Annotated in this window: 14 protein-coding genes; 4 read left to right on the top strand and 10 right to left on the bottom strand. The window is 72.5% G+C overall.

What is annotated here, in order from left to right; translation table 11 throughout:
• Positions 1 to 55: 55 nt before the first annotated feature.
• The 6 genes from ACFYST_RS27845 to ACFYST_RS27820 form a co-directional block, all read right to left on the bottom strand.
• Positions 56 to 1,261: an acetate kinase gene (locus ACFYST_RS27845; protein WP_387637172.1), complete on the bottom strand. Its 1,206-nt coding sequence runs from the start codon at positions 1,259 to 1,261 to the stop codon at positions 56 to 58.
• On the bottom strand, positions 1,258 to 3,387 hold the full coding sequence (gene pta / locus ACFYST_RS27840) for a phosphate acetyltransferase (RefSeq protein ID WP_387637169.1): 2,130 nt from the start codon (positions 3,385 to 3,387) through the stop codon (positions 1,258 to 1,260). The genes ACFYST_RS27845 and pta overlap by 4 nt, the downstream gene beginning before the upstream one ends.
• A gap of 124 nt (positions 3,388 to 3,511) precedes the next feature.
• The gene (glgB, locus tag ACFYST_RS27835) at positions 3,512 to 5,989 is read right to left on the bottom strand and encodes a 1,4-alpha-glucan branching enzyme (RefSeq protein WP_387637166.1); all 2,478 of its coding nucleotides are present in this window, start codon (positions 5,987 to 5,989) and stop codon (positions 3,512 to 3,514) included.
• An 89-nt stretch (positions 5,990 to 6,078) separates the two neighbouring features.
• Complete coding sequence (locus ACFYST_RS27830) at positions 6,079 to 7,566, bottom strand: maltokinase (protein WP_387637164.1); 1,488 nt, start codon at positions 7,564 to 7,566, stop codon at positions 6,079 to 6,081.
• Positions 7,567 to 7,833: 267 nt separating this feature from the next.
• On the bottom strand, positions 7,834 to 9,549 hold the full coding sequence (gene treS, locus ACFYST_RS27825) for a maltose alpha-D-glucosyltransferase (protein WP_387866232.1): 1,716 nt from the start codon (positions 9,547 to 9,549) through the stop codon (positions 7,834 to 7,836).
• Positions 9,546 to 11,501 carry an alpha-1,4-glucan--maltose-1-phosphate maltosyltransferase gene (locus tag ACFYST_RS27820; RefSeq protein WP_387637159.1) on the bottom strand — a complete coding sequence of 652 codons (1,956 nt, stop codon included), beginning with the start codon at positions 11,499 to 11,501 and terminating at the stop codon, positions 9,546 to 9,548. The genes treS and ACFYST_RS27820 overlap by 4 nt, the downstream gene beginning before the upstream one ends.
• Before the next feature lie 963 nt (positions 11,502 to 12,464).
• Here ACFYST_RS27820 and glgP point away from each other — a divergent pair.
• The gene (glgP, locus tag ACFYST_RS27815; RefSeq protein WP_387866229.1) at positions 12,465 to 15,140 is read left to right on the top strand and encodes an alpha-glucan family phosphorylase; all 2,676 of its coding nucleotides are present in this window, start codon (positions 12,465 to 12,467) and stop codon (positions 15,138 to 15,140) included.
• A 170-nt stretch (positions 15,141 to 15,310) separates the two neighbouring features.
• On the opposite strand, the gene ACFYST_RS27810 is transcribed toward glgP, so the two are convergent.
• Together ACFYST_RS27810 and ACFYST_RS27805 are read right to left on the bottom strand one after the other, a co-directional pair.
• Positions 15,311 to 17,032, bottom strand: coding sequence for an ABC transporter ATP-binding protein (locus tag ACFYST_RS27810; RefSeq protein WP_387866227.1), 1,722 nt, complete (start codon positions 17,030 to 17,032; stop codon positions 15,311 to 15,313).
• Positions 17,029 to 18,750: an ABC transporter transmembrane domain-containing protein gene (locus ACFYST_RS27805; protein ID WP_387866225.1), complete on the bottom strand. Its 1,722-nt coding sequence runs from the start codon at positions 18,748 to 18,750 to the stop codon at positions 17,029 to 17,031. The genes ACFYST_RS27810 and ACFYST_RS27805 overlap by 4 nt, the downstream gene beginning before the upstream one ends.
• A gap of 217 nt (positions 18,751 to 18,967) precedes the next feature.
• Between ACFYST_RS27805 and pnuC the strand changes: the two genes are divergently transcribed.
• Positions 18,968 to 19,543 (top strand): nicotinamide riboside transporter PnuC, encoded by a 576-nt coding sequence (gene pnuC / locus ACFYST_RS27800; RefSeq protein ID WP_387637149.1) that lies wholly within the window; start codon positions 18,968 to 18,970, stop codon positions 19,541 to 19,543.
• Positions 19,540 to 20,601, top strand: coding sequence for an AAA family ATPase (locus ACFYST_RS27795; protein ID WP_387866222.1), 1,062 nt, complete (start codon positions 19,540 to 19,542; stop codon positions 20,599 to 20,601). The genes pnuC and ACFYST_RS27795 overlap by 4 nt, the downstream gene beginning before the upstream one ends.
• Before the next feature lie 105 nt (positions 20,602 to 20,706).
• On the opposite strand, the gene ACFYST_RS27790 is transcribed toward ACFYST_RS27795, so the two are convergent.
• A complete protein-coding gene (locus tag ACFYST_RS27790) occupies positions 20,707 to 22,539 on the bottom strand; it encodes an ABC transporter ATP-binding protein (RefSeq protein WP_387866219.1) in 1,833 nt (610 codons plus the stop codon).
• Complete coding sequence (locus tag ACFYST_RS27785; RefSeq protein WP_387866216.1) at positions 22,536 to 24,380, bottom strand: ABC transporter ATP-binding protein; 1,845 nt, start codon at positions 24,378 to 24,380, stop codon at positions 22,536 to 22,538. The genes ACFYST_RS27790 and ACFYST_RS27785 overlap by 4 nt, the downstream gene beginning before the upstream one ends.
• Positions 24,381 to 24,688: 308 nt before the next feature.
• Between ACFYST_RS27785 and ACFYST_RS27780 the strand changes: the two genes are divergently transcribed.
• The gene (locus ACFYST_RS27780) at positions 24,689 to 26,098 is read left to right on the top strand and encodes a family 2B encapsulin nanocompartment shell protein (RefSeq protein ID WP_387637140.1); all 1,410 of its coding nucleotides are present in this window, start codon (positions 24,689 to 24,691) and stop codon (positions 26,096 to 26,098) included.
• The last annotated feature ends 16 nt before the right edge of the window (positions 26,099 to 26,114 follow it).

The raw sequence follows: 26,114 nt of genomic DNA, 5'->3' as shown, positions 1-26,114 counted from the left end.
GCCAACGAACATTCCGAGGGATGGGATACTGACGGGTAGTCATCCCGCGTCGGCCCTATACCTCGTGGACCAGCGCGAACGTCTGCTGGGCGATCTCCAGTTCCTCGTCGGTGGGCACCACGGCGACGGTCACCCGGCCGTAGGACGGCGAGATCGTCCGGGCCCGGCGCGAACGCGTCGCGTTCAGCTCCGGCTCCACCGAAATACCGAGTTCCTCCAGATTGGCACAGACCGCCGCCCGGACCTCCGCGGAGTTCTCCCCGACACCCGCCGTGAATGCCACCGCGTCCACCCGGCCCAGTACCGCGTAGTAGCCGCCCAGGTAGCGGCGGATCCGGTGCACGTACGAGTCGAAGGCCAGCTTGGCATCCTCATCGCCGCCCTGGGCGCGCCGCACCACCTCGCGCATGTCGTTGTCGCCGCACATGCCGAGCAGGCCGCTGCGGCGGTTCAGCAGGTCGTCGATCTGATCGATGCTCAGACCGCCCACCCGGTGCAGGTGGAACACCAGGCCCGGGTCCACGTCGCCGGAGCGGGTGCCCATCACCAGGCCCTCCAGCGGGGTGAGGCCCATGGAGGTCTCCACGCAGACGCCGCCGGCCACCGCCGACACCGACGCGCCGTTGCCCAGGTGCAGCACGATCACGTTCAGCTCGGCCGGGTCGCGGCCCAGCAGCCGGGCGGTGGCCCGGGAGACGTACTGGTGCGAGGTGCCGTGGAAGCCGTAACGGCGCACCCGGTGCTCGTCGGCGGTCCGCCGGTCGATCGCGTACCGGGCCGCGTACTCCGGCAGAGTGGCGTGGAAGGCGGTGTCGAACACCGCGACCTGCGGCAGGTCCGGGCGGATCGCGCGGGCCACCTCGATGCCGGTGATGTTCGCCGGGTTGTGCAGCGGCGCCACCGGGATCAGCCGGCGGATCTCCGCCACCACCGCGTCGTTGATCAGCGTCGGCCGGGTGAAGCGCAGCCCGCCGTGCACCACCCGGTGGCCGATCGCCGCCAGCTCGGGCGAGTCCAGGCCCATCAGGTCCGCGGCCAGCTCGTCGGCGACCGCCCGCAGCGCCCCGTCGTGGTCGGCGAACCGCCGCACCTGCTCGCGCGGCTCCCCGGCCAGCGGCAGGTGCAGCAGCCGCCCCTCGCTCTCGCCGATCCGCTCCACCAGGCCGGACGCCAGCCGGGCGCCGTCCAGCATGTCGATCAGCTGGTACTTCACCGAGGACGACCCGGCGTTCAGCACCAGGACACGGGTACCGGTGCTCACTGCGCGTCTCCCTCGGCGGACTGGGTCTGGGACTGGATCGCGGTGATCGCCACGGTGTTGACGATGTCCTCGATCAGGGCGCCCCGGGACAGGTCGTTGACCGGCTTGTTCAGACCCTGGAGCACCGGGCCGACCGCGATCGCGCCGGCCGAGCGCTGCACCGCCTTGTAGGTGTTGTTACCGGTGTTCAGGTCCGGGAAGACCAGCACGGTGGCCCGGCCCGCCACCGGCGAGCCCGGCAGCTTGGTCGCCGCGACGTGCGCGTCCACCGCCGCGTCGTACTGGATCGGCCCCTCCACCAGCAGGTCCGGACGCAGCGCGCGGACCAGCTCGGTGGCCTTGCGGACCTTGTCGACGTCCGCGCCGGAGCCCGAGGTGCCGGTCGAGTACGACAGCATCGCCACCCGCGGCTCCACCCCGAACTGGGCGGCCGTCTCCGCCGACTGGATCGCGATGTCGGCCAGCTGCTGAGCGTCCGGGTCCGGGTTGACCGCGCAGTCGCCGTACACCAGCACCTTGTCGGCCAGGCACATGAAGAACACCGAGGAGACGATCGACGCCCCCGGCGAGGTCTTGATCACCTCGAACGCCGGGCGGATGGTCGCCGCCGTCGAGTGCACCGCGCCGGACACCATGCCGTCCGCGATGCCCTCCTGCACCATCAGGGTGCCGAAGTACGAGACGTCGGTGACCACGTCGAGCGCCCGCTCCACCGTCATGCCCTTGTGCGCCCGGGCCTTCGCGTACAGCTCGGCGAACTGCTGGCGCAGCGGGCTGGCCGCCGGGTCGACGATCCGCAGCTGCGCGCCGGACTCGCCGGCCTGCGGGAACTCGATGCCCAGCGCGGCGGCCCGGCGGTGCACCGCCTCCGGCTCGCCGAGCAGGGTCAGGTCGCAGATGTTGCGGCGCAGCAGCACCTCGGCGGCGCGCAGCACCCGCTCCTCGGTGCCCTCCGGCAGCACGATGTGCCGGCGGTCGGCGCGGGCCCGCTCCAGCAGCGCGTGCTCGAACATCATCGGGGTCACCCGCTCGGAGCGGGTCAGCTCGATCCGGCTGGTCAACTCGGCGGTGTCGACGTGCAGTTCGAACAGGCCGAGGGCGATCTCCGCCTTCCGCGGGCTGTCCGGGCCGATCCGTCCCTCCAGGTGGGTGAGCGCCGCGGCGGTCAGCCAGGAGCCCTCCGTCACCTCCGCCACCGGCGTGCCGGGCGCGAGCCGGGACGCCAGCGCCATCACGTCCGGGCCCGGGTGCTGACCGAGCGTCAGCAGCACGCCCGCGATCGGCGGGGAGCCCGCGGCGTGCGCGGCCAGCGAGCCGATCAGCAGGTCCGCCCGGTCGCCCGGGGTCACCACCAGCGCGCCCTCGGTCAGTGCGTTCAGGAAGGTCGGCAGCATCGCGCCGCCGAACACGAAGCCCCGCACGTCCCGGGCCAGGCCCGCCGCGTCGCCCAGCAGCACCTGCGCGCCGGTCGCCTCCACCAGCTGCGCCACGGTCGGCGCGGCCAGCGCCGGTTCCTCCGGGACGACGTACACCGGCACCGGCAGCTTCTCGGTCAGCGCCCGCTGCACCTGCTGCTTGGCGCCCGGCGCGACCCGGTTGGCGATCATCGCCAGGATCGAGCAGCCCAGGTCCCGGTACGCCCGGTGCGCGTTGCGGACCTCCGCGATCACCGTCTGCGGGTCGTCGTGCTGGCCGCCGACCACCGGCAGCACGGCCGCCCCGAACTCGTTCGCCAGCCGCGCGTTGAAGGCCAGCTCGTCCGGGATGTTGGTGTCCGCGTAGTCGGTGCCCAGCACCAGCACCGCCTGGCAGCGGCGCGCCAGCTGGTGGAACCGGTCGACCAGGACGGAGACCAGCTCGTCCTGGCCGCGGGCCGCCTGCAGGGCCGCCGCCTCGTCGTACGTCAGCCCGTACAGTTCGGCGGTCGGCAGGTCCAGCCGGTACCGGCTGCGCAGCAGTTCCACCATGTGGTCGGTGGCCGGTGCCGCCCCGTCGGGTGCGTGCACCAGCGGGCGGAACACCCCGACCCGGTCCACCTGACGGGTGAGCAGTTCCATGACCCCGAGTTCCACGGCCTGCCGGCCGTCCCCCCGGTCGATCCCGGTCACGTACACGCTGCTCGCCACGGTGGAACTCTCCGTCCGTCTTTCTCAGGCTGAGGTCATCTTGACCATACCTTCGTATGACATTCGGACTGGGCTGCGGCACTGCCGTTCGGGCTGCTCGGGGGGCCGGAGGTCCTCGGTTCGATCAGGTGGTGCGGGCCGGGCGCAGCCAGACGGTGGCCAGCGGCGGCAGCACCAGTTCGGCCGAGCGCGGCTGGCCGTTCCACTGCGTGCCCTCCGCCTTCACCGGCCGGGAGTTGGCGATCCCGCTGCCGCCGTACCGCTCGGCGTCGGTGTTCAGCGCCTCCTCCCAGAGCTGCTCGCGGCCCTCCAGCCGGGGCAGACCGACCCGGAACCCGCGCCGGACCACGGGGGAGAAGTTGCTGACCGCGACCAGCGGGCTGCCGTCGGCGGCGAACCGGACGAAGGAGAACGCGTTGTCGTCGGCCGCGCCGCCGTCCAGCCAGCGGAAGCCCGCCGGGACGGTGTCCTGCTCGTACAGCGCGGGGGTGGCGCGGTAGACCCGGTTCAGGTCGCCGACCAGGCGCTGCACGCCGCGGTGGTCGGCGTGCGCCGCCCACGCCTCGTCGAGCACCCACCACTGCGGGCCGCTCTCGTGCTCCCACTCCGCGCCCTGGGCGAACTCCTGACCCATGAACAGCAGTTGCTTGCCCGGGTGGGCCCACATGAAGCCCAGGTAGGCGCGGTGGTTGGCGCGCTGCTGCCACCAGTCGCCGGGCATCTTGGAGACCAGCGCCTGCTTGCCGTGCACCACCTCGTCGTGCGAGATCGGCAGGATGTAGTTCTCCGACCAGGCGTACACCATCGAGAAGGTCATCTCGTTGTGGTGGTACCTGCGGTGCACCGGCTCCTTGGACATGTAGACCAGCGAGTCGTGCATCCAGCCCATGTTCCACTTCAGGCCGAAGCCCAGGCCCCCGGAGTCGGTGGGCCGGGTGACGCCGTCCCAGGCGGTGGACTCCTCGGCAACCGTCAGCACGCCCGGGCAGCGCCGGTAGACGGTGGCGTTCATCTCCTGGAGGAAGGACGCCGCGTCCAGGTTCTCCCGGCCGCCGAACTGGTTGGGCGACCAGTCGCCGCCCTCGCGGGAGTAGTCGAGGTAGAGCATCGAGGCGACCGCGTCCACCCGCAGGCCGTCCACGTGGAACTCCTCGCACCAGTACACCGCGTTGGCGACCAGGAAGTTGCGCACCTCGGTACGGCCGTAGTCGAACTCCAGCGTCCCCCAGTCCGGGTGCTCGGCGCGCTGCGGGTCGGCCGGCTCGTACAGCGGCTCGCCGTCGAACCGGGCCAGCGCGAAGTCGTCCTTCGGGAAGTGCGCGGGCACCCAGTCGACCAGCACGCCGATGCCGTGCCGGTGCAGCGTGTCCACCAGGTACCGGAAGTCGTCGGGGGTGCCGAGTCGGGCCGTCGGGGCGTAGAAACCGGACACCTGGTAGCCCCAGGAACCGCCGAACGGGTGCTCCATCACCGGCATGAACTCGACGTGGGTGAAGCCGAGTTCGCTCAAGTAGCCGGGCAGCACCCCGGCGATCTGCCGGTAGGACGTCAGGTCGGGCCGCCAGGAGGCCAGGTGCAGCTCGTAGACCGACATCGGGGCGCGGTGGTGGACGGTCTGCGCGCGCGCCGCCATCCACTCGGCGTCCTGCCACTCGTGCCGGGAGACCGTCACCACCGAGGCGGTGTCCGGCGGGCACTGCGCGGCCCGGGCCAGCGGGTCGGCCTTCTCCACCACCCGGCCGGAGCGGGTCAGGATCTGGTACTTGTACTGCGCGCCCTCGCCGAGGCCCGGCACGAACAGCTCCCACACGCCGGACGAGCCCAGCGAGCGCATCGGGTGCGCGGTGCCGTTCCAGTGGTTGAACGAGCCGATCAGCCGCACCCCGACCGCGTTCGGCGCCCACACCGCGAACGACGTGCCGGCCACCCCGTCCACGGTGCGCACGTGCGAGCCGAGCGCGTGCCACAGCTGCTCGTGCCGGCCCTCCGAGATCAGGTGCAGGTCCAGCTCGCCGAGCGTCGGGGCGAACCGGTAGCCGTCGTGCTGCTCCAGCGGCGTCCCGCCCGGGTACGTCACCCTCAGCGTGTAGTCCGGGAACCGCTGGCCGGTCAGCAGGCCGGTGAACAGTCCCGCCTGCTGGTGGGTCAGTTCGGCCGGGCCGAGCGCGGTCTCCACCACCACCCGCTCGGCGAACGGGCGCAGCACCCGGATCGCGGTGCCCGTCGGCAGCGCGTGCGCACCCAGCAGGGCGTGCGGGTCGTGGTGCGCGCCGGAGACCAGGCGCTCCACCTCGGCGGGCGGCAGCGGAGCCTCCGGCAGCCGCAGCGCCGCGCCCGGTGCGGGCCGGACGGGCGCGGGGCGGGACTTCGCCGGGCGCCCGGCCTTCCCGGAAGCGGGGGCGTTCGCCGGCTTGGCCGCCGGGCTCTTGGCCACCGGGTTCTTGGTCGCCGCCGGACGGGGCGTCGCGCCGGACGGCCGTGCGGGCTTCGCCGGGGGCTGCCAGCCGGCCCCCCTGCCGCGCTCGCCGTTCCGGAAGGTGGCCGGGACGGCCGGTTGGCGGTCGGCCGGAAGGGGCGGGTCGAGCGGACCGAGCGGGGTCACGGCGGAGGCCTCCAGGATTCCTGCGAACGGGTCGGGGTTAGTGCCGGGAGAACGGACCGCCCGGCTGGGGTGCCCGGCCGGGCGGAGGGTCAGACGGAGTCGGCCAGCCGGTTGATCGCGGCCAGCGGGATCGGCAGCCAGCTGGGCCGGTGCCGGGCCTCGTACACCACCTCGTACACGGCCTTGTCGATCTCCAGGGCGCGCATCAGCTCGGGCGACTCGGACGGGTCGCAGCCGCCGCCCGCCGTGTAGCCGGCGCAGTACGCGGCCCGGTTGCGGGCCGCCCAGGCGGAGGCCAGGTGGGCCAGTTCGGGGTCCTGGGCGGGGGCGCCGGCCAGCAGGTGGGCGGCCGCGTAGTCGAAGGAGCGCAGCATCGCGGCGACGTCCCGCAGCGCGGGCTGCGGCAGGCGGCGTTCGGCCAGCGGTTTGGCGGGCTCGCCCTCGAAGTCCAGCAGCACCCAGCCCTGCGGGGTGCGCATCGCCTGGCCGAGGTGCAGGTCGCCGTGGATGCGCTGGACCAGCAGCCCGTCCAGGTGGGCGGCCGTCAGCTGCTGGAAGGCGGAGCGCAGTGCGGAGCGGTAGCGCAGCAGGCCGGGGACGGCGGTGACGGCGGAGTCCAGCCGGTCGGCCATCGCGCCGGCCAGTTCGGCGATCCGCGGCCGGTCCAGCCGGGTGGTGGGCATCGAGCGGGCCAGCACCCGGTGCACCTCGGCGGTGGCCCGGCCCAGCCGGTGCGCCTCGATCGCGAAGTTGCCGGGCGACGGATCGCCCTTCAGCCGGGCGACCTGGTCGAGCGCCAGTTCCCAGCCGTCCTCGGCGTCCGGCAGGTAGCGCTGCAGCAGGCCCAGGGTGGCGGGCTCGGAGCGTTCCAGGCGACATTCGAACCAGGCGGCGACCCGGGGAATGCGGGTCGAGCCGGCCCGGGACAGCGCCAGCGACAGTTCCAGGTCGGGGTTGGTCCCGGGACTGATCCGGCGGAACAGCTTCAGGATGAACGCGGTGTCGTAGATCACCGAGGAGTTGGACTGCTCGGCGGTGGACGCCCGCCCCGGCAGGTTGCCCGGCAGGCCCGGGCCCGGGGTGCGGCGGAAGCACAGCGAGCCGAACCGGTCGCCGGTGGCCAGGTGTTCCAGCAGGCGGCCCGTCAGCTCGGGGTCGTGCACCGCGTCGTAGAGCACCGCGCCGTCGTAGGTGCCACCCGCCAATCGGCCCAGCACCGCCCGCTGCCCGACCGCCGCGGGCCGGTCCGAGCGGATGCCCAGCAGCAGTTGGTACACGTCACCGGGGCCGGTGGCCGCCCCGCCGTGCTCCACCCGCAGCAGCAGGTGCAGCAGCGCGGGGTCGCCGACCTGGAGCGGCGTGCCGATCACGGGGGTGAGGGCGGCGATCGGCCGGCCCTTGCCGGCGTACCAGCGCTGGGTGGGAAGCCATTCGGCGATCAGCGGCAGGGCCGCATGGACCAGCTCGCTGACTCCCGCGGCGGTTCTCCGGACCCCCGGCGTCCGCGTCCCGACCGGCGCCGGGGCGGCGGACGGATCACGGTGCAGGTGGGCTTGAGAACGGGAGGTTTCGGACATGACTCCCTTTCCCCGGAAGCGGGCGACTGCCCGACGGGATCGTGGCCGGGCCCTTCACTCTTCCGGATTTCGACGGCGCGTCGGCGACGGCACGCGAGCCGGGGCCCGGTGTCACGCCTTCGTGTGGATGGCCGTTGGGCTGTTCTCCGTACGCGGTGGTGCGAAGACCTCCGGGGGCGCGCGGAGCAACTCGCGCGCCCGCGGAAGAGGTGTCCCGGATCGGGGCCCGGTGAATCGCTGGTGCGTGGGCGTGTCGGCCCCCGCGTGCTACTTCGCGGACGCCTTCGCCGGGGACTGGCGCAGCTGGAACCAGTAGAAGCCGTGGCCGGCCAGCGTCAGCAGGTACGGCCATTCGCCGATGGTGGGGAAGCGCACGCCGCCGATCAGCTCGACCGGGTACCGCCCCCCGTACTGCCGCAGGTCCAGTTCGGTCGGCTGCGCGAACCGCGAGAAGTTGTTCACGCACATGACCAGGTCGCCCTCGTACTCGCGCACGAAGGCCAGCACCGCGGGATTGCTGGAGGGCAGCTCGGTGTAACTGCCGAGGCCGAACGCGGGATTGAGCTTGCGGATCTCGATCATGCGACGCGTCCAGTGCAGCAGCGAACTCGAACTGCTTTGCTGCGCTTCGACGTTGGTCACCTGAAAGCCGTACACCGGGTCCATGATGGGCGGCAGACTGAGCCTGCCCGGGTCGGCGGAGGAGAAACCCGCATTGCGGTCCGGCGTCCACTGCATCGGGGTGCGTACGCCGTCCCGGTCGCCGAGCCAGATGTTGTCGCCCATGCCGATCTCGTCGCCGTAGTACAGCACCGGGCTGCCCGGCAGCGAGAGCAGCAGCGCGGTGAACAGCTCGACCTGGTTGCGGTCGTTCTCCAGCAGCGGGGAGAGCCGGCGGCGGATGCCCACGTTGGCCCGCATCCGCGGGTCCTTCGCGTACTCCGCGTACATGTAGTCGCGCTCCTCGTCGGTGACCATCTCCAGGGTCAGCTCGTCGTGGTTGCGCAGGAAGATGCCCCACTGACAGCCCGAGGGGATCTCGGGGGTCTTCGCCAGGATCTCGGAGACCGGGTGGCGGGCCTCCCGGCGGACCGCCATGAAGATCCGCGGCATCACCGGGAAGTGGAACGCCATGTGGCACTCGTCGCCGCCGGAGCCGAAGTCGCCGAAGTAGTCGACCACGTCCTCCGGCCACTGGTTGGCCTCCGCCAGCAGCACGGTGTCCGGGTAGTTGGCGTCGATCTCCTTGCGGACCCGGCGCAGGAAGTCGTGGGTCTCCGGCAGGTTCTCGCAGTTGGTGCCCTCGCGGGCGTACAGGTACGGCACCGCGTCCAGCCGGAAGCCGTCGATGCCGAGGTCCAGCCAGAACCGGAGCGCCGCCATCACCTCCTCCTGCACCCGCGGATTGTCGTAGTTGAGATCCGGCTGGTGACTGAAGAAGCGGTGCCAGTAGTACTGCTTGCGGACCGGGTCGTACGTCCAGTTGGAGGTCTCGGTGTCGACGAAGATGATCCGGGCGTCCGGGTACTGCTTGTCATCGTCGGCCCACATGTAGAAGTCGCCGTACGGGCCCTCCGGGTCGCTCCGGGAGGCCTGGAACCACGCGTGCTGGTCGCTGGTGTGGTTCACCACGAAGTCGATGATCACCCGCATGCCGCGGGCGTGCGCCGCGTCGACGAACTCCACGAAGTCGGCCAGGTTGCCGAACTCCGGGAGCACCGACTGGTAGTCCGAGACGTCGTAACCGCCGTCCCGCAGCGGGGAGTTCATGAACGGGGGGAGCCAGAGGCAGTCCACACCCAGCCACTGGAGGTAGTCGAGCCGCGAGGTGAGCCCCTTGAGGTCTCCGACGCCGTCGCCGTTGCTGTCCTGGAACGAACGCACCAGGACCTCGTAGAAGACCGCGCGTTTGAACCACTCGGGGTCGCGGTCCCGGGCGGGGGTGTCGGCGAAGGTGTCGGGGACGGGCTCGTTGACTGTCACTGCGGGTTCCTCCGAACCGTGAGGAGGTGGGCCGGCCCGGAAGAGGGATCGAGCCGGACGTAGTTGTGACGGCCCCAGGCGTACGTCGCGCCGGTCAGCTCGTCGTGCACCGTCAGCGGCCCCGGCACGTCGAGCGTGACGGTGGCCTCCTGGACGTGGTGCGGGTCCAGGTTGACCACGCAGATCACCTGGTCCTCCAGGCCGTCCTCGGTGACGGCGCACTTGGAGAACGCGATGATCCGCTCGTTGTCGACGGGGTGGAAGCGCAGGTCCCGCAGCTGCTGGAGGGCGGGATGCCGGCGGCGCAGCCGGTTCAGGGCGGTCAGCAGCGGCGCGAGGGAGTCCTGCCGGGTCCAGTCGCGCGGCCGCAGCTCGTACTTCTCCGAGTGCAGGTACTCCTCCGAGCCGGGCTTCGCGGGCTCGTTCTCGAACAGCTCGAAGCCCGCGTAGATCCCGAAGGTCGGTGAGAGCGCCGCCGCCAGCACCGCTCTCACCGCGAACGCCGCCGGGCCGCCCTGCTGGAGGTACTCGGGCAGGATGTCCGGGGTGTTGGCGAAGAAGTTCGGCCGCATCCAGGCGGCGGCCTCGCCGGTCAGCTCGGTCAGGTACTCCGTCAGCTCGGCCTTGGAGTCGCGCCAGGTGAAGTACGTGTAGGACTGGTGGAAGCCGACCTTGGCCAGGGTGTGCATCATCGCCGGACGGGTGAACGCCTCCGCCAGGAACAGCACGTCCGGGTCGGTGCGGGCGATGTCCGAGAGCACCTTCTCCCAGAAGTTCACCGGCTTGGTGTGCGGGTTGTCGACGCGGAAGATCCGCACCCCGTGGCCCATCCAGAACCGCAGGATCCGCACCGTCTCGCGGACGATCCCGTCGAAGTCCTGGTCGAAGTTGACGGGGTAGATGTCCTGGTACTTCTTCGGCGGGTTCTCGGCGTACGCGATGGTGCCGTCCGCGCGGTGGCTGAACCACTCCGGGTGCTTGTGCACCCACGGGTGGTCCGGCGAGCACTGGAGCGCGAAGTCCAGCGCCACCTCCAGGCCCAGCGCGCCCGCCTCCGCGACGAAGTGGTCGAAGTCCTCCAGGGTGCCCAGGTCCGGATGGACGGCGTCGTGGCCGCCCTCGGGGGAGCCGATCGCCCACGGCGAGCCGACGTCCTGCGGGCCGGCCTCCAGCGAGTTGTCCGGACCCTTGCGGTGGGCCCGGCCGATCGGGTGGATCGGCGGCAGGTACACCACGTCGAAGCCCATCGCGGCCACCGCGGGAAGCCGCTCGGCGGCCGTCCGGAAGGTGCCGGAGACCGGCGCCTCCACACCGTTCGGGTCCACCACCGCGCCCTCCGAGCGCGGGAAGAACTCGTACCAGGAACCGAACAGCGCCCGCTTGCGGTCCACCTGGAGCGGCTGCGGACGGGTCGCCGAGAGCAGCTCGCGCAGCGGGAAACGGGCCAGCAGCGCCGTCACCTCCGGCACCAGCGCCGCCGCGTAGCGGCTCAACGGCGGCAGGCCGGAGTCGCGCAGCGCGTCCACCGCGGCCAGCACCTGGGCCCGGCCCTCCTTCTTCGGCACCCCGGCCGCCGCCCGCTCCAGCAGCTGGGCGCCCTCCTCCAGCACCAGCGCGGTGTCGATCCCGGCCGGGAGCTTCACCGCCGCGCGCTTGCGCCAGGTCGCCACCGGGTCGCCCCACGCCTCCACCAGGTACGACCAGCGGCCCGGCGCGGTCGGCGTCACGTACGCGCCCCAGCGGTCGCTGCCCTCGGACAGCTCGCGCATCGGCGTCCACGGACCGGAACGGCCGCGCGGGTCGCGCAGCACCACATTGGCCCCCACCGCGTCGTGGCCCTCGCGGAACACCGTGGCGGAGACCAGGAAGCGTTCGCCCTCCACGGCCTTGGCCGGACGCCGGCCGGCGTCGACGAGCGGGGTGACGTCAAGCACGGGGATGCGGCCGATCACGGTGTCGCTCTCTGTCGTGGTGCGGGTGGGGCGGGTCGGTGATTTACGCGGGGACGACGTGGTGCCGGGGGCAGGCGCAGTGGGTGCGGTGACGGCGGTGGCCGATGGGGCGCCGGAGGGCGGGGCCGCGGCGGACCTGACGGTGGTGGTCCGTTTCGACGCGGCCTTGCGCGGGGTGCCCGCACGTTTCGTCGCCGGTGCGGCCGCCCGCTTGCGGGCCGCCGCGGTGCGCGGGGCCGGCACCGGGGGTTCCCCGGTCGACGGTCCGTCAGGGGTGTGGTCCGTCGGTACCGTGGACTGGTCCCGCGTGTCGCCGTGCATGCCAAGCTCCTGCCCGAGATCGGCGGCAGCTCTGCCCGGCGGGCGACGCCGGGAGAGTACCGGGAGGACTGCTGGGTGAGGAAGGACGCGCGGCCGGAGCCGGCCCCGCGCCGACGGACCCGGCCACCCCGCCCGCCGACCGCCGCAGCGGGACCCGCCGCGGCGAACGCACGTGTCCCGGCGCGCGTCGCTCGGTGCGCGCCCCCGCGTGACCCAGCCCACCGGAAAACGACCGGTCGGGGAATGAGGACACGCAAAGACACGCCTACTGAGGCCGAATGGGCTAAGGGGAAGTGAGGGCACGTCAAAACCGGACCTGCACCAGCCGGAGGCAGCGGGGGGACGACCGTCCGATCGTGCACCAGCGGCACCCACGACCTTGTTGCATCCTCGCACCACGGGCAAGAGGACCGGGCGGGCAAGCGCGTGGTTTCAGCCGGTATACAAGGGTGAAACAGGCCCCCGCAACACCTCGGATCCCAGGAGTTCACACCCGACGGCGCATGTTTTACCTGCTTGCGCCCTACGTGCGCCGTGATTTGCCACCACGCGCCCGGAACGATCTCAACGCTGCTCCGAACGGGTGTGGCGCCCGCAAGTTGACGCCCAGTCAGGCGAAAGGTCGGGACTACCCTTCAAGCCGTGAAGGCAATCCGCAGGTTCACCGTCCGCACCGTCCTGCCCGAACAACTGCAGCCACTGCACGAGCTCGCGCTGAACCTCCGCTGGTCCTGGCACCCCGAGACCAGAGAGCTGTTCCGCTCCGTCGACCCGGACGTCTGGGCCGCCGTCGGAGAGGACCCGGTCCGACTGCTCGGCGAGGTCCCCGCGGCCCGGCTCGCCGCCCTCGCGGGCGACCGGCGATTCCTGCGCCGGCTCGGCGACCTCGCCGACGACCTGCGCGACTACCTCACCGGCCCGCGCTGGTACCAGTCGGCGAACGACGCCGAGAGCGAGCTCCCCGTCGGCGTCGCCTACTTCTCGCCCGAATACGGCATCGCCGCTGCCCTCCCGCAGTACTCCGGCGGCCTCGGCATCCTGGCCGGAGACCACCTCAAGGCCGCCTCCGACCTCGGCGTCCCGATCATCGGCGTCGGACTCTTCTACCGGCACGGCTACTTCCGGCAGTCGCTCAGCCGGGACGGCTGGCAGCAGGAGCGCTACCCCCTGCTCGACCCCGACGCGCTTGCCGTCACCCTGCTCCGCGAAACCGACGGCACCCCCTGCCGGATCGACCTCGCCCTGCCCGGCGGCCGCACCCTCGCCGCCCAGGTCTGGCGCGCCCAGGTCGGCCGGGTCCCGCTGCTGCTGCTCGACTCCGACATCGAGGCCAACAGCCCCGCCGAACGCAACGTCACCGACCGCCTCTACGGCGGCGGCAGCGAACACCGGCTGCTGCAGGAAATACTGCTAGGCATCGGCGGCGTCCGCGCCGTCCGCACCTACGCCCGGCTCACCGGCCACCCCGCACCCGAGGTGTTCCACACCAACGAGGGCCACGCCGGCTTCCTCGGCCTGGAACGCATCGCCGAACTCACCACCGAACACCCCGGCCTCGGCTTCGCCGACGCGCTGGAAGCCGTCCGGGCCGGCACCGTGTTCACCACCCACACCCCCGTCCCCGCCGGCATCGACCGCTTCGACCGGGACCTGGTCGCCCGCCACTTCGGCGGCGACGCCGCACTGCCCGGCGTCCCCGTCGACCAGGTGCTCGCGCTCGGTGCCGAGAGCTGGGCCGGCGGCGACCCCAAGCTGTTCAACATGGCCGCCATGGGCCTGCGGCTCGCCCAGCGCGCCAACGGCGTCTCCACCCTGCACGGCGCCGTCAGCCGGGAAATGTTCAGCGGCCTGTGGCCCGGCTTCGACGCCCCCGAAGTCCCCATCACCTCGATCACCAACGGCGTCCACGCCCCCACCTGGATCGACCCCGCCGTGGTCCGGCTCGGCGCCACCGAGATCGGCCAGGAACGCGCCGACGAGGCCATGGCCGTCGGCACCACCGGACAGTGGACCGGCCTGGAACGCATCGGCAACGCCGAAGTCTGGGAACTGCGCCGCACCCTGCGCGCCCAACTCGTCGACGAAGCCCGCCGACGGCTGCGCGCCTCCTGGCAGCAGCGCGGCGCCGGCGACGCCGAACTCGGCTGGACCGGCACCGTGCTCGACCCCGACGTCCTCACCATCGGCTTCGCCCGGCGCGTCCCCTCCTACAAGCGGCTCACCCTGATGCTCCGCGACCCCGCCCGGCTGCGCGCCATGCTGCTGCACCCCGAACGGCCCGTGCAGATCGTCGTCGCCGGCAAGGCGCACCCCGCCGACGACGGGGGCAAGCGGCTCATCCAGCAACTCGTGGCCTTCGCGGACGACCCCGCGGTGCGGCACCGGATTGTCTTCCTGCCGGACTACGACATGGCGATGGCCAAGGCGCTCTACCCCGGCTGCGACGTCTGGCTGAACAATCCGCTGCGCCCGTTGGAGGCTTGCGGCACCTCCGGAATGAAGGCCGCGCTGAACGGCTGCCTCAACCTGTCCATCCTCGACGGCTGGTGGGACGAGTGGTACGACGGCCAGAACGGCTGGGCCATCCCCACCGCCGACGGCGGCACCGGCGAGGGCGTGCTCGACCCGGAGAGCCGGGAGGCCGAACGGCGCGACGACATCGAGGCCGCCGCGCTCTACGACCTGATCGAGCACCAGGTCGCCGCCCGCTTCTACGACCGCGGCGCGGACGGGCTGCCGCACCGGTGGATCTCGATGGTCCGGCACACGCTGGTCACCCTGGGGCCGAAGGTGCTGGCCGGGCGGATGGTCCGGGAGTACGTCGAACGGCTCTATGTTCCGGCTGCGGGCGCGCGACGGCGGCTGGCGGGTTCGGCTTCGGACTACGCCGGGGCGAAGGCGCTTGCGGGCTGGAAAGCGACGGTCCGTGACGCGTGGCCCTCGGTGCGGGTCGAGCACGTCGAGGCGGACGGGGTTGGCGAGGCGCAGGAGCTCGGGGCGACGCTGGCGCTTCGGGTGCAGGTGGCGCTCGGGCGGCTCGGGCCGGAGGACGTCGAGGTGCAGGTGGTTTCCGGGCGGGTGGACGAGAGTGACCGGATCTCCGAGGCGACGACGCTGGCGCTGAAGCCGGCGGTGGGCGGGCCGGACCTGGACGGGCGGCTGCGGTACGAGGGGCACCTTGAGCTGGCACGGACCGGGCCGTTCGGGTACACGGTTCGAGTGCTTCCCGCGCACGCCAGGCTCGCGTCGATCGCGGAGCTGGGGCTGGTGGCGGTGCCGGTGGAGCTGGGGGGACTGGAGGCGGGCGTGCTCAGGTAAGTGCATTTAGGGGCCCGGGGAACGGCGGGGCCGAGTTGTGGGTGGTCGGAGAAGGGGACCCGAAACTACGGGACCTTTCGCGCCCTGTTGATCACCCGCAGACTCGGCCCCGCCGTTCCCCGGGCCCCTGGGTGCGCACCTTCCGGCCCCTGGATGCGCACCCGCGAGTGCTAGCCCTGCCAGGAGTGCCAGAGGCGGGCGTACGGGCCGTCCGTTGTGACGAGCGTCTCGTGGGGGCCGAGGTCGGTGAGGTGGCCCTGGGTGAGGACGGCTACGCGGTCGGCGTCGTGGGCGGTGTGGAGGCGGTGGGCGATGGCTATGACGGTGCGGCCGGTGAGGGTGGCGGCGAGGGCACGTTCGGTGTTGCGGGCGGCGGTGGGGTCGAGGAGGGCGGTGGCCTCGTCGAGGATCAGGGTGTGGGGGTCGGCCAGGATGACGCGGGCGAGGGCGAGTTGCTGGGCCTGGGCGCCGTCGAGGCGGTGGGTGGGGCCGAGGTCGGTGTCGAGGCCGTGGGGCAGGTCGTGGTGCCAGCCGACGGCGTCGAGTGCGGCGGTGAGGGTGGGGTCGTCGGCGTCGGGGGCGGCGATCCGCAGGTTGTCGCGGAGGGTGCCGAGGAAGACGTGGTGTTCCTGGGTGACCAGGACGACCTGGCGGCGCAGCCTCTCGGGGGAGAGGTCGGCGAGCGGGACGCCGCCGACGGTGATGGTGCCGGTGCGGGGCCGGTCGATGCCGGCGAGCAGGCGGCCGAGGGTGGTCTTGCCGGAGCCGGACGGGCCGACCACGGCGAGGCGTTCGCCGGGGCGCAGGTCGAGGTCGAGGCCGTGCAGCACGTCGGGCCCGTCCGGGTACGCGTAGCGGACGTCGGTGACCCGGATGCGGTCGTCGGTGGGTTCGCGGTCGGCGGTCGGGGTGGGCGCGGGGGCGGCGGCGAGGCCTTCGACGCGGGCGTACGCGGTGGTGCTGCTCTGCACGGATTCGAGCAGGACGACGATGGTGTCGAGGGGTTCTTCGACGCGTCGCAGGTACAGGACGGCGGAGATCGCGGCGCCGAGGGTGACGGTGTGGTGGGCGACCAGCAGGGCGCCGAGGGGGAGGACCAGGACGACGGGGACGGTGTACGAGAGGTTGATGACGGCGAAGAAGCGCAGCCGCAGGTTCAGGGTGCGCAGCCGGGCGAGGTTGGCGGTGTCGACGGCGTGGCGGCCGGCGTCGAGGCGCTGCTGCTGGAGGCCGAGGGCGTCGATGGTGCGGGCGCCGTTCGCGGTGGCGGAGAGGGTCTCGGCGAGGCCGGCGTTGGCGGCCCGGTCGGCGAGGTAGGCGGGACGGGCTCGGCGCAGGTACCAGCGGGCGCCGAGGACGACGCCGACGACCCCGAGCAGGCCGCAACTGCCCAGCAGGGGGCTGACGGTGAGGATCGCGACGAGGATGAACAGGGCCTGGGCGGCGGCCACGAAGAGTTCGGGCGCGACGTCCCGGAGGGTTTCGCCGACGGCGGTGGCGTCGGTGGTGCCGCGTGAGGTGAGGTCGCCGGTTCCCGCCCGTTCGGCGGTGGCGGCGGGCAGTGCGAGGACCCGGTCGAGGAGCTGTTCGCGGATGCGGGCGGCGGCCCGTTCGCCGAACCGGTGGGCCAGGTAGCGGGCCTGGCGGTTCATCAGGACCTGCGCGGTGGCGCAGCCGAGCAGCAGCAGGCCGAGGCGGTCGATGTCGGCGGTGGTGGCGCCGTGGGTGACCCGGTCGATGATCCGGCCGAGCAGCCAGGGCCCGGCCAGGCCGAGCAGGGCGGCGAGGCCGTTGAGGGCGAGGACGGTGGCGAATGCCCGGCCGTCCTCGCGGACCAGCCGGGTGGCGGCCTGCCGGACCTGGCGGGCGGTGGCGATCGGCAGGGTGCTCATTCGGCCACCTCGGCGGGGGAGTTGGAGCCTCGGGTGACCAGGGCGCGGTAGCCGGGCTGGGTGCGGAGCAGTTCGCGGTGGGTGCCGCTGGCGGCGACCTTGCCGTCCACCAGGTAGTGGACGGTGTCGGCCTGGTCGAGCAGCAGCGGGGAGGTGCTGGTGAGGGCGGTGGTGCGGCCGGCGCGGGCGGCGCGCAGTCCGGCGGCCATCGCGGCCTCGGTGTGGGCGTCCACCGCGGAGGTCGGTTCGACGGCCAGCAGGACGTCCGGTGCGGCGGTCAACGCGCGGGCGAGGCGCAGGCGTTGGCGCTGTCCGCCGGACAGGTTGCGGCCGTCGGGGGCGATCGGGGCGTCGAGCTTGCCGCCCAGGGAGCCGAGCACGTCGAGGGCGGCGGCGGCCTCCAGGGCGACCAGCAGGGTGTCGTCGGGGGCGTCGGTGCGGCCGCGGACGGTTTCGCGGAGGGCGCCGGCGAACAGGGTCGCCTCGTTCTCGGCGAGGGTGATCCGGGCCCGGACGCCGGCCAGGGGCAGGTCGGTGAGCGGGGTGTCGCCCCAGTCGGCGGTGGTGGCCGGGGCGAGCCGGGCGAGGCGTTCGGCGACGGCGGCGGTGTCGGCCGGGCGGGCCGCAGCGAGCACCGTGAGTTCGCCGGGGGCTATTCGGACGCCGGACTCGTGGTCGATCAACTCGGCGGAGGAGGCCGGGAGTTGGGCGGAGCCGTGATCCGGGTCGGGGGCCAGGTTGAGGAAGTCGGTGACCCGGCGGGCGCAGACCAGGGCGCGGCCGATGTCCTGGCTGTTCTCGATCAGGAAGTACACCGGGGCGACCAGCACCGCGGCGTACGCGAACACCGCCGTCAGCTGGCCGGGCGTCAGATCGCCCTCGACGGCGAGCCGGGCGCCGAGCCAGGTGACGGCGGCCAGCAGCAGCGTCGGGAGGCCGCCGCCCAGTGCCTGGATCCAGCTGACGGCCGCGCCGACCCGGTAGCCCTCGGCGCGCAGCGCCTGGGAGTCGGACCGGTATCGGGCCGCGTACACGTCCTTGCCGCCCAGGCCGTTCAGCACCCGCAGGCCGCCCGCCAGATCCTCGAACCGGGCGGTCAGGCGGCCCTGGTGGTCGCGGAAGCGGCTCTCGGCGACCTGCTGACGGGACATCAAGGGCCGCAGTGCCAGGGCGAGGAAGGGTAGTCCGAGCAGCACGATCAGGGCCAGCAGCGGGGCGAGGGTGAACAGGATCGCGGCGGTCGTCAGGTAACAGATCACCGCGCCCACGCCGGGCCCGATGAAGGTGAGCGCCATGGCGATCTTGGACACGTCGGAGATGCCGATGGTGACCACCTCGCCGGCCGTCACCTGGCGGGGCAGCGCCGCGCCGAGCCGCACGCCGTGCCGCAGCACCACGGTGATGGTGCGGAAGGACGCGTCGTTGCGGACCATCGTCATGGTGCGGTGCCGGCACCAGGCCAGCACCAGGTTCAGCAGGCCGAAGCCGAGCATCGCCGCCGACCAGCCGAGCACCGCCACCGTCCGGCCCGGGCGCAGGCCGTCGTCGACGGCGCGGGAGAGCAGATAGGGCTGGACGGTCAGGCCGAGCATCCAGGCGGTGCCGTAGAAGGTGCCCGCCAGCGAGCGGCGGCGCTGGCTGCGGACCAGCCACCACAGGAAACGGAGCGGGCTGCGGGCGTCAGGGGGGCCGGCTCGGCCGGCGGTCGGGTCGTCCACGGACCGAGGCTAGTGGCGGTGGCCGGAGCGGGTCGATCGGTTTCCGGTGCACCTGGGTGCCGGGCCCCGGCGGTGGGGCGGGGCCCGGCGGTGAGTCGGTTGATGGGTGGCGGGCTGACGGGCGGGGCGTTTTTCCCAAGTCATGGGAAACGCGGTTGTGCGGGTGGGGCGGGGATGGTTATCGTCACTTCGACGTAAAGCCTGGAGGAGGGCACACATGACGGAGTGGCTGGGGTTCGTCACCGGCGCGATATGCGTATGGCTGACGGTGCGGACCAATGTGTGGACCTTCCCGGTCGGCATCGCCAACAACGTGTTCTTCCTGGCGGTGTTCGGCACCGCCGGCTTCTACGCGGACGCGGGCCTCCAGGTGGTCTTCCTGGCGCTCGGCGCGCACGGCTGGTGGCAGTGGCTGCGCCGCGGCGCGGACGGGGAACGGCTGGTGGTGCGACGCGGCGGGTTGGGCGTCGTCGGCCTGGCGCTCGCGGCCGTGGTGCCGGTCACCGTTCTGCTGACGTGGCTGCTGACGGTTGTGGGTGATGCCGCGCCGTTCTGGGACGCGCTCACCACCGCGCTCTCGCTCGCCGCCCAGTGGCTGCTGAACACCAAGCGGATCGAGAACTGGTACCTGTGGATCGTCGCCGACCTGATCTACATCCCGATGTACGCGTGGAAGGGCCTGTACCCCACCGCCGCCGTGTACGTGCTGTTCCTCGGCCTGTGCCTGTACGGCCTGCGCACCTGGCGCCGTGAACTCGGCGTCCGCCCGGGCGGGTTGGCGGTGGCCGCATGAGCCTGTTCCGGCATGCCCTGGTGATCGGCAAGTTCTACCCGCCGCATGCCGGGCACCACTTCCTGATCCGCAGCGCCGCAGATGCCGCGGAGTGCGTCACCGTGGTGGTGATGGCCGCTGATGCCGAGACGATGTCGCTCGACGATCGGGTCCGCTGGATCCGCGAGGTGTGGCAGGGCGAGGCGCATGTGCGGGTGGTCGGGACCGTCGACAACATCCCCATTGATTACGAGGACCCGGACATCTGGGACGGCCACGTCGCGCTGATGCGGGAGGCGCTGCGGCCGGGGGAGACCGTGGATGCGGTGTTCTCGTCCGAGGACTACGGGCACGAACTCGCCCGCCGCTTCGACGCCGCACCCGTGGTGCTCGACGTCGACCGGGCCACGTTCCCGGTGTCCGGCACCAAGGTGCGGGCCGACCCGGCCGCGTACTGGGCGGACCTCGAACCGGCCGTCCGGGCCGGGCTGGTCCGGCGGGTGGTCGTCCTCGGGGCCGAGTCGACCGGGACGACGACGCTCTCGCGCGACCTCGCTCGCGCGATGCGGGCACGGGGCGGCGTGCACGCGCTCACCGGGTGGGTCGCCGAGTACGGGCGGGAGCTCACCGCCGCGAAACTCGCTGTCGCGCGGGGGAAAGCGGCGATGGCGGGTGCGGAACTGCCGACCGTCGATCAACTGGCGTGGGACGGGCGGGACTTCGCTCTGGTGCGGAAGCGGCAGGCGGAGGCCGAGGAGCGGGCCGCGAGGGCCGGAGGGCCGGTGCTGGTCTGCGACACCGACCTGCTGGCGACGGCGGTGTGGGAGGAGCGGTACTGCGGGGGCACGACGGCGGAGACGTGGGCGGCGGCCGAGGCGCAAGTGCCGCGGGCGCTGTATGTGCTGACGTCGCACGAGGGCGTCGCGTTCGAGGACGACGGGCTGCGGGACGGGGAACATCTGCGGGAGTGGATGACGGGGCGCTTCCGCGAGGTGCTCATTGCCTCGGGGCAGCGGTGGATCGAGGTGCGGGGGGACCGGGAGGAGAGGGTGGCTGCCGTGCTGCGGGAGATCGGTTGATCGGGGGTCGGGTCAGAGACGGGGACCAGAAACGGCGGGACCTCTTCGCGCCCTGCTGATCGTCAGCAGACTCGGCCCCGCCGTTCTCCCCCAGCCCCTGAAAACTCACACCAGGCTGTCCTTCCAGGTCTGGTGGAGCGTCGCGAAGCGGCCTTCGCCGGCGATGAGGGTGCCGGGGGTGCCGTCTTCGACGATGCGGCCCTGGTCCATGACGAGGACGCGGTCGGCGATCTCGACGGTGGAGAGGCGGTGGGCGATGATCACGGCGGTGCGGCCGGCCAGGACGGTTTGCATGGCGTGCTGGACGGCCTGTTCGCCGGGGACGTCGAGGGAGGAGGTGGCTTCGTCGAGGATGAGGACGGCGGGGTCGGCGAGCAGGGCGCGGGCGAAGGCGACGAGTTGGCGCTGGCCGGCGGAGATGCGGCCGCCGCGCTTGCGGACGTCGGTGTCGTAGCCGTCGGGGAGGGCGGTGATGAACTCGTGGGCGCCGATGGCCCGGGCCGCGGCTTCGATCTCGGCTCGGGTGGCGTCCGGCTTGCCGACCGCGATGTTCTCGGCGACGGTGCCGGAGAACAGGAAGGACTCCTGGGTGACCATCACGACGGCGGCCCGCAGGTCGGTGGTGGTGAGGTCGCGGAGGTCGACGCCGTCGAGGGTGACGGCGCCGGCGGTGGGGTCGTAGAAGCGGGCGAGCAGTTTGGCGAGGGTGGACTTGCCGGCGCCGGTCGCGCCGACCACGGCGGTGGTCTGTCCGGCGGGGAGGACGAGGTCGAACTCGGGGAGGATCTCCTTGCCGTTGGCGTACGCGAACCGGGTGTCGCGGAAGGCGACTTCGCGGCCCTTGCCGGTGGCGGCGGGCAGCGGGGTGGGCTCGGTGGGCTCGGGGACGGAGGGCTCGTGGGCGAGCAGGCCGGCCATCTTCTCCAGGGCGGCGGCGGCCGACTGGTAGCTGTTCAGGAACATCGCCAGCTGGTCGATCGGGTCGTAGAGCCGGCGCAGGTACAGCACGAAGGCGGTGAGGACGCCGAGTTCGAGGCTGCCGTCGCTGACCAGCAGCGCGCCGAGGACGACCACGCCGGTGATCCAGGTGTTGGCGGTGACCCGGGACAGGAAGACGTACCGGGCCATCTCCAGCAGGCCGTCCGCGGTGGCGGTGGCGGACTGCTGGTTGACGGTGTCGAAGGCCTTGTTGTTGGCGGACTCGCGGCGGAAGGCCTGGACCGGGCGGATGCCGTTCATGGTCTCGGTGAAGCGGACGATCAGTCCGGCGGTGACGGTGCGGGAGCGGCGGTAGACCTGCTGGGAGCGGCGCCGGAAGGACCGGATGATCAGGTACATCGGCAGGAAGGACACCAGGGCGGCGAGGCCCAGGCGCCAGTCCATCAGGATCAGCACCACGGTGATGTAGCCGACCGATAGGCAGACCATCAGGAGTTCCTGGAGGCCCTCGGCGAGCAGTTCGCGCAGGGTGTCCACGTCGCTGGTGGCGCGGGAGATGATCCGGCCGGAGGTGTAGCGCTCGTGGAAGTCCAGGCTGAGGCGCTGCGCGTGCTTGAAGATCCGGCCGCGCAGGTCGAGCAGGATGTCCTGGTTGATCCGGGCGGCGACCCGGATGAATGCTCGTTGCAGCAGGGTGGCGACCAGCGCGCAGCCCAGGTACGCGGCGGTGACGGCGATCAGCGGGCCGGAGTCGTGGCCGCGCAGCGCGGGGATGCCGCGGTCGATGGCGTAGGCGACGAGGAGCGGCCCGGCCTGCAGGGCGGCCTGCTGGACCAGGACGGCGAGCACGGCGACGGCGATCCGGCGGCGGTGCGGGGCGAGCAGCGAACCGAGCAGGGCGCGCGGGGCACCGGGCGGGACGGGGATGTCCTGGTCGTCGGTGGCCGCGGGAACCAGGTCGTCCTCTTCGACGGCGGGTTCGGCGACGGCGGTGGTCATCGGGCCAGCGCCCCTTCCAGGTCGGATTCGCCGGACATCAGGGCCCGGTAGGCGGGACAGGACTGCAGGAGTTCCTGGTGGGTGCCGACGGCGGTGATCCGTCCGTCGGCGAGCAGCGCGACCCGGTCGGCCAGCAGCACGGTGGACGGGCGGTGCGCGACGACCAGCGCGGTGGTGTCCGCGAGGACCTGCCGCAGGGCGCGCTCCACCAGTGCCTCGGTGTGCACGTCGAGCGCGGACAGCGGGTCGTCGAGGACCAGGAAGCGGGGTTCGCCGACCACGGCGCGGGCCAGCGCGAGGCGCTGGCGCTGGCCGCCGGACAGGCTCAGGCCCTGCTCGCCGACCTCGGTGTTCAGGCCCTCGGGGAGCCGGTCGACGAAGCCGGCCTGCGCGGTGTCGAGGGCGCGGGCGAGCCGCTGCTGGTCGGCGTTCGGGGCGCCCATCAGCACGTTCTCCCGGACGGTGGCGGAGAACAGGGTGGGTTCCTCGAAGGCGACGGCGACCTCGCGGCGGAGTTCCTCGCGGGACAGGTCGCGGATGTCGGTGCCGTCCAGCGTGATCGAGCCGGCGGTGGGCTCGTACAGGCGGGGGAGCAGTGCGGTGAGGGTGGTCTTGCCGCTGCCGGTGGCGCCGACCAGGGCGAGGGTCTCGCCGGGGCGGATGTGCAGGTCGATGCCGGACAGCAGGTCGGGGGTGCCGGCCGGGGCGTCGGGGTAGCGGAAGCGGACGCCGGTGAAGCGGATGCCGCGGTCGTCGGTGGGGCTTTCGCCGGAGGGCGGGTCGGTGGGCTCCGGCTCGTCCATCACCTCGAAGTAGCGGTTGGTGGCGCTGGCGGCCTCGGCGGCGAAGCCGAGCAGCCAGCCGATCGACTCGACCGGCCAGCGCAGGGCGAGCGCGGTGGACAGGAAGGCGACCAGGGTGCCGGCCGAGAGTTCGTCGTGGGCGACCAGGTAGACGCCGGTGGCGAGGGCGCCGCCGAGGGCGAGTTCGGGCAGGCCGACGATGACCGCCCACAGGTCGCCGAGCAGGCCGGCCTTGCGGAGTTCGGTGTCGCGCAGGTCGGCGCTGTGCCGGCGGAACTCCTCGGCCATGGTGCGGTGCCGGCCGAAGGCCTTGAGGATGCGGATGCCGAGCACCGACTCCTCGACCACGGTCGCGAGGTCGCCGTTCTGGTCCTGGGCGAGCCGGGAGGCGGCCGAGTACCCGGCCTCGAAGCGGCGGGTGAAGATCATCAGCGGGATGGCCGGGATCAAGGTGATCAGGGCGAGCCGCCAGTCCAGCGCGAACATCAGCGCGGTGCCGGTCAGGAAGACGGTGGAGTTGACCACCAGGAAGACCAGCGGGAAGGCCAGGAACAGCCGCATCACGAACAGGTCCGAGGTGGCCCGGGAGAGCAGCTGCCCGGACGGCCAGCGGTCGTGGAAGGAGATCGGCAGCCGCTGGAGCTTGGCGAACAGGTCGCCGCGGAGCTTGGTCTCCACCTTGGCCAGCGGACGGGCCACGATGATCCGGCGGATGCCGAACAGGCCGGCCTCGGCGAGGCCGAGCAGCAGCAGGGCGACGGCCAGCGGCCACAGCCCGGCCAGGTCGTGGTGGGCGACCGGCCCGTCCACGATCTTGCGCAGCACGATCGGCACGGCCAGCACGCTGAGCGAGGCGAGCCCGGCGGCGGCCATCGAGCCGAAGATCCGCCAGCGGGCCTCCCGGGCGTACGGCCACAGGCGCAGCAGGGATCGCACCGGTGATCGGGGTACCGATTCGGGCGAAATTCCGGTGTCGTCCGTTGACGGAGTGTTCGAATCCGCGGGGGTGGGCGGAGCGGGGTTCTGGTTCTCGGCCATCGCCGAGAGGGTAGGCGCTGCCACCGACATTTCTCATCCGGTTTTTTGCCCCTGTCGGCGAGATCCGGCCAGGCCGGACGGGGCGTCAGGCCGGCCGAAGGCGCTCCCCGTTGCGCCGTTCGGGTCGCTCGGAACGGTGTGCGCCGCCTCCGGGCGCAGGGAGCGCGCAACCATCGGAGACCGGCGTGAGGGGGCGCGGACCGGCCGACAACACGCAACGAGCGCCTCCTTGCAGGCCCCCGGGCACCGGGGTGTGTGATCTGGCCCGAGTGATCGCGGTGGATCACCGGAGCAGCCAGGAGACCCGCATGTCGGTCGAGACCGAGCACGCCCCCGAAGTCCAGGCCCCGGCACAGCAGAGCCTGAGCACCGCGGCGGCGCGCAACCTCGCCACCACGACCAAGTCCAAGCCGCAGATGCAGGAGATCAGCTCGCGCTGGCTGCTGCGCAAGCTGCCCTGGGTCCACGTCTCGGCCGGCACCTACCGGGTCAACCGGCGGCTCTCCTATGCGGTCGGCCGCGGCCGGGTGAGCTTCGTGCAGACCGGCCGGGAGGTCAAGGTGCTGGCGCCCAGCCTGCGCGAGGTCCCGGTGCTGCGCGGCTTCGAGGACCACGCGGTACTGAACGAGCTCGCCGGGCGCTTCGTCCAGCGCGGCTTCAGCGCCGGTGAGGTACTGGTCCAGGCGGGCACCCCGATCACCGAGGTCTTCCTGATCGCGCACGGCAAGGTCGAGCGGATCGGCACCGGCAAGTACGGCGACGACACCGTGCTCGCCGTGCACGCCGACGGCGACCACCTCGGCGACGAGGCGCTCAACGTCCCCGACGGCCACTGGCCGTACACCGTGAAGGCCGCCACCGCGGGCACCGCCATGTCGCTGGCCTGGCCGGCCTTCCAGGAGGTCGTGGACCGCTCCCCGGGCCTCCAGGCACAGATCGCGCTCTTCCTCGCCGGACAGGCCGCCGGGCAGAACGAGCACGGCGAGGCCGAGATCGGCATGTCGGCCGGCCACGAGGGCGAGTACGCCCTGCCCACCGCCTTCGTCGACTACGAACTCGGCCCCCGCGAGTACGAGTTGAGCGTCGCCCAGACGGTGCTGCGGGTGCACAGCCGGGTCGGCGACCTGTACAGCAAGCCGATGGACCAGACCCAGGAACAGCTCCAACTCACCATCGAGGCGCTGCGCGAGCGCCAGGAGCACGAGATCGTCAACAACCCCGACTTCGGGCTGCTCTCCAACTGCGCCTTCGACCAGCGGATCCAGACCCACAGCGGCGCACCCACCCCCGACGACCTGGACGAACTGCTCGCGATGCGCCGCGACACCGACTACCTGTTCGCCCACCCGAAGGCGATCGCCGCGTTCGGCCGGGAGGCCAACCGGCGCGGCGTCTACTTCTCCACCGCCGAGGTGCACGGCCACCGGGTGCCCGCCTGGCGCGGCGTCCCGCTGCTGCCCTGCGGCAAGATCCCGGTCCGCGGCGGCACCACCTCGATCCTCGCGATGCGCACCGGCGAGCACAACCAGGGCGTGGTCGGCCTCACCCAGGTCGGCATCCCCGACGAGGTCGAACCCGGCCTGAACGTCCGCTTCATGGGCATCGACGAGAAGGCCGTCGTCAAGTACCTGGTCTCGACGTACTACTCCGCCGCGATCCTGGTCCCCGACGCGCTGGGCGTGCTGGAGAACGTCGAGGTCGACCACCCCCGGTCCTGACCGCCCCCACGCCGAA

It is taken from the genome of Kitasatospora sp. NPDC004614, assembly GCF_042873675.1.
In the GTDB taxonomy this organism is placed as follows: Bacteria; Actinomycetota; Actinomycetes; order Streptomycetales; family Streptomycetaceae; genus Kitasatospora.
Note: the sequence above shows the minus strand (reverse complement) of the source record. Positions and strands in the feature narration are given on the sequence as shown.